This window comes from Micrococcus sp. HG099, assembly GCF_024723355.1.
Classification (GTDB): Bacteria; Actinomycetota; Actinomycetes; order Actinomycetales; family Micrococcaceae; genus Micrococcus; species Micrococcus endophyticus.
The window spans coordinates 1-8,441 of sequence record NZ_JANQCJ010000105.1; the positions used below are offsets into that span (position 1 = coordinate 1).

Below are 8,441 nucleotides of genomic sequence, written 5' to 3' on the forward strand. Positions count from 1 at the left end.
GGGCGCGACCATGCCGAGGGCGTCGGCGCGCGCGGCCACGTTCTGCGGGGCCTCGAGGTAGCCGACCTGCTCGGCGAGGCGCTCGTTGACCTCGGTGACGGCCTGCTGCTCCTGGCGCAGGTCCAGGAGGGCGTACTGCCGGTTGGACATGGTGATGTTCATGACGAGGACGGCGGCCAGGGCGGCCAGCAGCACGACGACGCACAGCACGGTCATCCCGGAGCGCGAGTGCGGCAGCGGGGCGGGCACCACGGAGAGCGGGGTGCGCTCCTGCGGGGCGGGGCGCGCGGGGGCGCCCGCGTGGCGCAGGGGCTCCGCGATCCGTGCGTGTGCGGCCATGCTCATCTCCTCGTGCAACGTCATGCCGGGGTCCTCGACGTCCTGATCTTCTCAACCGCACGCACTTTCGCGGAGGAGGCGCGGCGGTTCTCGAGGATTTCCTCCTCGGTCGGCTTCTCCGTGCCGCGGGTGAGCGTGCGCACCACCGGCTCGTGCTCCTCCAGCACCACCGGGAACCCGGGAGGGGCGGTGGAGGCGGCCCAGGCGCTCAGGTGGCGCTTGGCGATGCGGTCCTCGAGCGAGTGGTAGCTCATCACCACGAGCCGTCCGCCCACGTGGAGGGCGTCCAGGATGGCCGGCACGGCGGCGTCGAGGATGTCCAGCTCCTCGTTCACGGCGATGCGCAGCGCCTGGAAGGTGCGCTTGGCGGGGTGGCCGCCCGTGGCGCCGGCGGCGACCGGGACGGCGGTGCGGATGACCTCGACGAGCCGCCCGGTGGTCTCGATGGGCGCCTCGGCGCGGGCGCGCACGATCGCGCGGGCGATGGGCCCGGCGAAGCGCTCCTCGCCGTCGCGGCGGATGATGCGCCGCAGCTCGTGCTCGTCGAGCTCGGCCACGAGGGTCGCGGCGGAGCGCTCGGCGGTGTCGTCCATGCGCATGTCCAGCGGCGCGTCGTAGGAGTAGGCGAATCCGCGCTCCCGGTCGTCCAGCTGGTAGGAGGAGACGCCCAGGTCGTACAGGGCGGCGTCCACCTTCTCGACGCCGGCCGCGGCCATCGCCTCGGGCACCAGGTCGTAGGTGCCGTGGAAGGGGACGAGGCGCTCGGCCAGCGGGCCGAGGCGCTCGGCGGCGAGGGCCTGGGCGTGGGCGTCGCGGTCGATGCCGATGACGGTGAGCTCCGGGAAGCGGGTGAGCATGGCCTCGGTGTGGCCGCCCATCCCCAGGGTGCCGTCGACGGCGACGGGCGCGCGGCCGGCGTCGAGGGCGGCCTGGACGGCGGGGGCGAGCAGGTCGACCACGCGGTCCCGCATGACGGGGACGTGGCGGTCCTCGGGGCGGAGCTGGTCTGCGTCCACGATCGGCCTCCTGCTCGCGTCTGATTCGCGGCCGACCCCGGGCGGGATCCCCATCCGTCCGCCGTCGCGCCTGGCCCAGGGGAAGGCGGGTCAGGTGCGTCGGCGTCGGCTGGAGGTCTCGTACGGGGTCGGTGCGCTGGTGGTCAGAAGACGCCCGGCAGGACGTCCTCGTCGGTCTCGGAGAAGGCGGCCTCCTGCTCGGCGAGGTAGGCGTTCCAGGACTCGGAGTCCCAGATCTCCACCCGGGTCCCCGCGCCGATCACGGTCACGTCCCGGTCCAGCCCCGCGTACTGCCGCAGCGGCGCCGGCACGGTCACTCGACCCTGCTTGTCCGGCACTTCGTCCGACGCCCCCGAGAGGAAGACGCGGATGTAGTCCCGGGCCTGGCGGGAGGACAGTGGAGCCGACCTCATCTGCTCGTGGACCCGCTCGAACTCACGAGCGCTGAACACGTACACGCAGCGCTCCTGACCTCGGGTCAGGACCAGCCCCTCCGCCAGCTCCTCACGAAACTTCGCGGGGAGGATCAGCCTGGACTTCTCGTCGAGCCGGGGGGTGTACGTGCCCAAGAACACGGCACACCCCCTGACTCGTCGAGTGGTCCCTCCCGACCAAGGTCGGGACCCATGCTCTCTCCTGCCCTCCACATTACCCCACTTCCCTCCACCATCAACCCCGTTTGGCCTTCGTATGTCCCCGCGCCTCGCGCGGCGCGCGGGGACGACCCCGCGCAGACCGCAGGATCCTGCGGCTGAGCGGGGTCGGGGAACCGGGTGGGGCGAAGTGGAGGGGCGGGGGCGAAGTGCAGGGGTGGGGCGCGGCCCTGGGTGCCGAAGGGGGTTCCGGCACGGCGAAGGCCCCGATCCGCAGCGGATCGGGGCCTTCGGTGGAGGAAGGTGGAAGGGGTCAGTCGCCCTGCTCGCGCCGGGCGTCCCAGCGGCGCTCGAGGCGGCCCATGAAGTCCCCTCCCGGTCGCCCGCCCTCGGGGCGGCCGCCACCGGGCCGTCCCCCGCGGCCGGGGCCCGGACGCTCCGCGCCGGCGGTGTGGCCGCCGCGGGGCCGAGTGGTCACGAGGAAGATGCCCGCGCCCACCACGAGCGCGCCGAGCACGCCCACCGGGACCAGCTGGTTCGCGACGCCCAGGACGATCACGAGCAGCCCGACGACGGCGAGCACCGCGCCGAGCACGACGCGCTTGACCGGCACGGGGTCGCGGCGCGTGTCCGCCATCTGGGTGGCCAGGCGGGGGTCCTCGGCGCGCAGCTGGTGCTCCAGCTGGTCCAGCATCCGCTGCTCATGCTCAGAGAGGGGCACGGCGACTCCTTCGAACTCGGCCTCCGACGCCTCCGGGACCGGGAGGGGACGCCCACGCGTCCGATCTGTCCTCCAGGATACGGCGTCCGGACCCCCTCCAACCAGACGGCGTCCTCCCCTGTCAGCGGACACGGCCGGGCTCACGGACCGGGGACGTCGCGCCGGGTGTCGGGCCGTCCGGCAGCTCGGCGCAGCAGCGAGGCGGGCCGGACCGCCGCCGTCGGGAAGCGGCGCGCCACGGCGTCCGCCGCGGCCTCGGCGCCGGCCCAGTCACCGGCCCCGCCCTCGGCGGCGTCGTCGTCGCCGAACCCGGGGCCGCCGAAGAGCGCCTCCTGCTCGGGCGCCGGCTCGTCGGCGTCCGTCAGGCGCTCGGCGCGCACGCCCACGAGCCGGACCGGATGGGGGCGCTGCGCGTGCAGCTCGGCGACGAGCCGGCGGGCGGGCCCGAGCAGTCCGTGCGCCGTGGTGGTGGGGCGGGCCAGGCGGGCGGTCCGGCTGCGCACGCGCCCGTCGGGGTCCTTGAGCCGCACGGTCACGGCGCCCGCCGCGACCTCCTCGGCGCGCAGCCGGGCGGCCACGCGGTGGCACAGGCGCAGCACCTCCAGGTCGACCCCGGCCACGTCCAGGGGGTCGACGTCGAAGGTGTGGTCGGCGCCGATGCTGCGCGCGGCGGGGCGGGGGGCGACGGGCCGCGGATCGATCCCCCGCGAGAGCTGCGCCCACGAGCGCCCCGCGGCCCCGAACGCGCGCTCGAGCTGCTCCGGGTCCGCGGCGGCCAGGTCCCCGATGGTGGCCATGCCCCGGCGCCGCAGGGCCTCGGCCGCCTTGGGGCCCACGCCCCAGAGCCGGCCCACGGGCAGCGGGTGGAGGAACGCGAGGGTGCGCTCCGGGGGCACCACGAGCAGCCCGTCCGGCTTCGCGGCGGTGGAGGCCATCTTCGCCACGAACTTCACGCCCGCCGCCCCCACCGTGCAGGGCAGGCCCAGCTCCTCGCGGACCCGCCGGCGGATCAGGCCCCCGATCCGCGCGGGCGGGCCGAGGCGGCGCCGGGCCCCGGCGACGTCGAGGAACGCCTCGTCCACGCTGAGCTGCTCCAGCACGGGGGTGACCTGGCCGAGCAGGGCCATCACGTCCGCCGAGACCGAGCGGTAGACGTCCTGCCGGGGCGGGACCACCACGAGCGGCGGGCACAGGGCGCGCGCGTGGGCCAGGGGCATCGCCGAGCGCACGCCGTAGGCCCGGGCCTCGTAGGAGGCCGACAGCACCACGGAGCGTCCGCTCGGCGCGGCGACGGCGGCCGGCCGCCCCGTCAGGTCGGGCCGTTCGCGCAGCTCCACGGACAGGAAGAAGGCGTCCATGTCCACGTGCAGGATCGAGGCCTCGGGGCGGGCCTGCGCGGCGGCGGTGTCGGACATGCCCCCGAGCCTAGCCAGGCGCGCTCGTCACGCCCGCCGACCGCCTCGCGCGCCCCGCCCGCGCGGCTAAGGTGAGCCCATGCCCGTCGACGCCGCCGTGACCCGCCCCCGCCCCGCCGACCAGGACCGGTTCCGCGCCGCCGTCGCCGAGGAGCTGACGCGCACGCTGGACGAGCACCGCGAGCGCGCCCGCGCCGTCCATCCCCTGACCGTCCCCCTCGTGGACGCGGTGGGCGACCTGGCCGCCGGCGGCAAGCGGCTGCGCGCCGTGCTCGGCTGGCTCGGCTGGCGGGCGGCCGGCGGAGACCCGGAGGACCCGCGCATCGCCCGGACCGGCGCGGCGCTCGAGCTGTTCCAGGCCGCGGCGCTGATCCACGACGACATCCTGGACCGCTCGGACACGCGCCGCGGGATGCCCAGCGTGCACCGCCGGTTCGAGGCCGAGCACCGCGCGTCGGGCTGGCGGCACGACGCCGGCCACTTCGGGGTGTCCGCCGCGATCCTCGCCGGCGACGTGGCGCTCGGCATGAGCGAGACCGCGTTCGCCGCCGCCCTCGAGGGCGCCGGGCGGCCGGCGCGGGCCCGGGACGAGTTCGAGCGGATGCGCTTCGGGGTGATGGTGGGCCAGTACCTCGACGTCGCCGCCGAGATGGCGCCGCCGGCCACGGACCCGGCCGAGGCCGAGGCCGCCGCGGAGGCGGTGGTGGAGCACAAGTCCGCGCGCTACTCGGCCGTGCACCCGCTGGCCCTGGGCGGCCTGCTGGCCGGCGCCGACGACGCGCTCGTGGCCGCGTTCGCGGAGGTCAGCCTGCCGTTCGGCCTGGCGTTCCAGTACCAGGACGACCTGCTCGGCGTGTTCGGCGACCCCGCCGCCACGGGCAAGCCCGCCGGCGACGACCTGCGCGAGGGCAAGCGCACGGTGCTGATCGCCCGCGCGGTCGCGCTGCTCTCCCCCGCGGACGCCGCGGCGCTCGACGCGGACCTGGGCGACCCCGGGCTCAGCGCCGAGCGCATCGCCCACTGGCAGCGGGCGCTCGAGGAGTGCGGGGCCCGTCAGGCAGTGACCGACCGGGTGGTCGCACTGTCCGCGCGGGCCGCGGAGGCGGTCGGCGCGCTCGAGGCCCACGGCGTCCCCGCGGACGTGCGCGCGGAGCTCACCGCGCTGATCGAGGCCGCCACGACCCGGCGGCACTGACCGGGGCTCCGCCCGGGCCATCGCCCTGGACCGGGCGGCGTCGGCCGCCGCGGGACCCGGGGGGCCGGCGTCACCAGGCCAGGGCCTGGGCGCGGCGGCGCACCTCCGTCTTGCGGCCGTCCCGGAGGGCGTCGATGGGCCGACCCGGCAGCGAGGGATCCTCGGTGAACAGCCAGCGCAGCGACTCCTCGTCCGAGTAGCCCGCGTCCGCGAGCAGCACGAGGGTGCCCTGCAGCGGTTCGAGCAGCCCCGTCTCGGTCAGGAACAGCGCCGGCACGGCGCGGACGGCGGGGTCGGGGCGGCGGACCGCCAGCAGGCGGTGGTCCTTCACGAGGTTGTGCACGCGCGTGACGCGCTGGTCGAGGCGCTCGGCGACGTCGGGCATCGTCAGCCAGTCGCCCACGAGGGCGTCCAGCTCGGCGGGGATGGCGTCGGCGGGGACCGGGGTGTCGGAGGAAGAGGTGCTCACGTGCGCCAGACTACGTCGCGTCGGCGCCGCCGACTCTCTGCCTATGCCCTGCGCCTGCTGTGCGCCGCCTTTCTCGACAGTGAGGAGGGTCACCCTCGACGCCCTTCGACCTGCTGGACGGCCCGTTCCCGATGGGAAGAAGGGGCCGGAGATCCGCATGATTCCGCGGCGGAGAGGGGTTTCAATCTCGGAATGGTCACGGAGATCACGGTCGGATAACATCGGCGAGGCTCCACAGCCGGACGCCGACGACGTCGGACGGTCCCGGGGGGCCGCGGGCTTCGCCCGTCCCTTCCCCACAGTCCCGTCCCCTTCGACGATGCCGAGGTCCTCCGTGTCCCACACCCCTTCCCGCCGCCTGCGCCACGCCCTCGCCGGCGGTGCCGTGCCACTGCTCCTGCTCACCGGCCTGCCCGCGCAGGCACAGGCCCAGGAGGCGCCGGTCCACACCGTCCGTCCGGGCGACACCCTCACCGCCATCTCGGCGGCCCACGGGGTGCCCCTGGTGGACCTCTTCCGCCTGAACGGGCTGGACCACGAGTCGATCATCTACCCGGGCGACGCCATCCGCCTCACCGGTGAGGCCGCCCCCGCCGCCGCGGCCGGCACCTATACCGTCCAGCCCGGCGACGGCTGGTGGATCATCGCCCGCCGCACCGGGGTCTCCGCCGCCGAGCTGCAGCGCCTCAACGGCATGAGCACCTCCACGATGCTGCACCCGGGCATGGTGCTGACGACCGCCGGGAAGGCGGCGGCCCCCGCCCCGACCCCCGCCCCCACGCCGGCGCCGGCTCCCGCCACCGGGGACGTCGTCCGCTACGCCGTGGTCTCCGGGGACTCCATGTGGGGCATCTCCCAGCGCTTCGAGGTGTCCATCCCCCGCCTGCGCGAGCTCAACGGCCTCACCCGCTCCTCGATGCTGCACCCGGGCCAGGTCCTCGTGATCTCCGACGGCACCCTCGAGGTGGAGCCGGTCTCCGACGTCCAGCCGATCGGGGACACCTTCCTCGGCCGCACCTACCCCGCGCACGTCACCGCCTCGGCCAACGAGAACCTGCGCCTGTTGCAGTCCGTGCCGCAGCCGTCGCCGGAGCAGATGCGCGAGATCGTCCGCGAGACCGCCGTGCGCATGGGCGTGGACCCGCGCCTGGCCCTCGGCCACGCCTACACCGAGTCCCGCTTCCGCATGGCCTCCGTCTCCCCCGCCAACGCCATCGGCGCCATGCAGGTCATCCCGATCACCGGCGAGTTCGCCTCCGAGCTCGTGGGCCGCGAGCTGAACCTGCTGGACCCGTACGACAACGCCGTCGCCGGCGTCGCGTACATCAAGTACGTGCAGGACCGCACGCCCACGCTCGACACGGGCATCGGCGCCTACTACCAGGGCCTCGGCGGCGTCCTGCAGGGCGGCCTCAGCGCGGAGGGGCGCACCTACGTCGCCACGGTCCGCGCCGCCATGGCCATGTTCTGATCCGCCCCCGGCGGACCCCCGCCCCCGGGCCCCGGCGCTGGCCTAGGCTGGGACGATGAGCAGCACACGCCGCGACCCCCTGGTGGGGGGCATCGTCGACGGCCGGTACGAGGTCCTCGCCCGGCTGGCCCGGGGCGGGATGTCCACGGTCTACCTGGCCCTGGACACGCGGTTGGACCGCGAGGTCGCCCTCAAGGTCATGCACCCGCACCTGGCCGAGGACCCCGTCCTCGTGGGCCGGTTCGAGCAGGAGGCCAAGACCGCCGCGCGGCTGTCGCATCCCCACGTCGTCGCCGTGCTGGACCAGGGCCACACCGAGGACGCGTCCGGCGAGGTCCTGGCCTACCTCGTCATGGAGCACGTGCCCGGTCACACCCTGCGCACCGTCATCCGCGAGCAGGCCCCGCTCACGCCGCGCGAGGCCCTGCGCCACCTGCGCCCGCTCGTGGACGGTCTGGCCGCAGCGCACCGGGCCGGGCTCGTGCACCGCGACGCGAAGCCGGAGAACGTCCTCGTCCGCACGGATGGCCGCATCACCGTGGCCGACTTCGGCCTCTCCCGCGCGGCCACCGCCCACACCTCGGCCGGCCAGGCCGTGGTGGGCACCCCCGCCTACCTCGCGCCCGAGCACATCGCCGGCGCCCCCGCGGACGCCCGTTCGGACGTCTACGCCGCCGGGATCATCCTCTTCGAGCTGCTCACGGGGCAGCAGCCCTTCACGGCCGCCACGGCGCTGCAGGTCGCCTACCGCCACGTGCACGAGCGGGTGCCCGTGCCCTCCTCGCTCCAGCCCGGCCTGCCCGAGGTGCTCGACGACCTCGTCCTGTGGTGCACCGAGCCCGACCCGGCCGACCGCCCCGCGGACGCCGGGGAGGTCCTCGACCGCCTCGACGCCGTGGCCGCGGAGCTCGGCCCGGCCGAGCTCGACCGGCCGCCGGTCCTCGTCCCGGACGCGGTCGAGGGGCGCCCCGGCCCGGAGCACGACGAGACCACGACGCTCGACGCCCTCGACCGGCTCGACCCGAACGACCCGCTCCACGACGCCGACGGCGACGAGACCACGGCCCTGGACGCCGGCGACCACCACGCCACCCGTGTGCTGCCCTCCCTCCCCGCGGACGCCCTGCCCACCGAGGCCCTCGCGGCGGACGACGTCGTCCGGCGCTCCCCCGGCCCGGCGCCGGAGGCGCCCCTGACGGCGGACGCCGCCGAGGCTCCGGCG

General features: G+C 75.8%; 8 protein-coding genes and 1 pseudogene. 3 read left to right on the forward strand and 6 right to left on the reverse strand.

Features of this window, described 5'->3' with window-relative positions; translation table 11 throughout:
* From NWP10_RS09205 to dinB, 5 genes and pseudogenes are all read right to left on the reverse strand, one after another.
* A pseudogene (locus NWP10_RS09205) lies at nt 1–339 on the reverse strand (hypothetical protein); the annotation flags it as partial.
* Nucleotides 340–359: 20 nt separating this feature from the next.
* Nucleotides 360–1,355: a 16S rRNA (cytosine(1402)-N(4))-methyltransferase RsmH gene (rsmH, locus tag NWP10_RS09210; RefSeq protein ID WP_017489692.1), complete on the reverse strand. Its 996-nt coding sequence runs from the start codon at nt 1,353–1,355 to the stop codon at nt 360–362.
* Nucleotides 1,356–1,498: 143 nt separating this feature from the next.
* Nucleotides 1,499–1,930 carry a division/cell wall cluster transcriptional repressor MraZ gene (gene mraZ, locus NWP10_RS09215; RefSeq protein WP_017489691.1) on the reverse strand — a complete coding sequence of 144 codons (432 nt, stop codon included), beginning with the start codon at nt 1,928–1,930 and terminating at the stop codon, nt 1,499–1,501.
* A 331-nt stretch (nt 1,931–2,261) separates the two neighbouring features.
* Nucleotides 2,262–2,669 (reverse strand): DUF3040 domain-containing protein, encoded by a 408-nt coding sequence (locus NWP10_RS09220; RefSeq protein ID WP_258300691.1) that lies wholly within the window; start codon nt 2,667–2,669, stop codon nt 2,262–2,264.
* A 140-nt stretch (nt 2,670–2,809) separates the two neighbouring features.
* Nucleotides 2,810–4,084, reverse strand: a complete 1,275-nt coding sequence (dinB, locus tag NWP10_RS09225; protein WP_258300692.1) for a DNA polymerase IV — start codon at nt 4,082–4,084, stop codon at nt 2,810–2,812.
* Nucleotides 4,085–4,163: 79 nt separating this feature from the next.
* Between dinB and NWP10_RS09230 the strand changes: the two genes are divergently transcribed.
* Entirely contained in the window at nt 4,164–5,279 is a 1,116-nt protein-coding gene (locus NWP10_RS09230; RefSeq protein ID WP_258300693.1) for a polyprenyl synthetase family protein, read from the forward strand.
* Nucleotides 5,280–5,349: 70 nt separating this feature from the next.
* Here the strand turns inward: NWP10_RS09230 and NWP10_RS09235 are convergent, their stop codons facing one another.
* Complete coding sequence (locus NWP10_RS09235; RefSeq protein ID WP_158492014.1) at nt 5,350–5,748, reverse strand: Rv2175c family DNA-binding protein; 399 nt, start codon at nt 5,746–5,748, stop codon at nt 5,350–5,352.
* A gap of 334 nt (nt 5,749–6,082) precedes the next feature.
* Here NWP10_RS09235 and NWP10_RS09240 point away from each other — a divergent pair, with 334 nt between their 5' ends.
* Together NWP10_RS09240 and NWP10_RS09245 are read left to right on the forward strand one after the other, a co-directional pair.
* On the forward strand, nt 6,083–7,219 hold the full coding sequence (locus tag NWP10_RS09240; protein WP_258300694.1) for a LysM peptidoglycan-binding domain-containing protein: 1,137 nt from the start codon (nt 6,083–6,085) through the stop codon (nt 7,217–7,219).
* A 55-nt stretch (nt 7,220–7,274) separates the two neighbouring features.
* The coding region (locus NWP10_RS09245) for a protein kinase (protein ID WP_258300695.1) at nt 7,275–8,441 on the forward strand (1,167 nt) is incomplete at its 3' end.

Excerpts from the sequence above, each read along its gene's own strand:
- dinB (WP_258300692.1), bottom strand. The coding sequence starts at position 4,084 with ATGTCCGACACCGCCGCCGCGCAGGCCCGCCCCGAGGCCTCGATCCTG.
- NWP10_RS09230 (WP_258300693.1), top strand. The coding sequence starts at position 4,164 with ATGCCCGTCGACGCCGCCGTGACCCGCCCCCGCCCCGCCGACCAGGAC.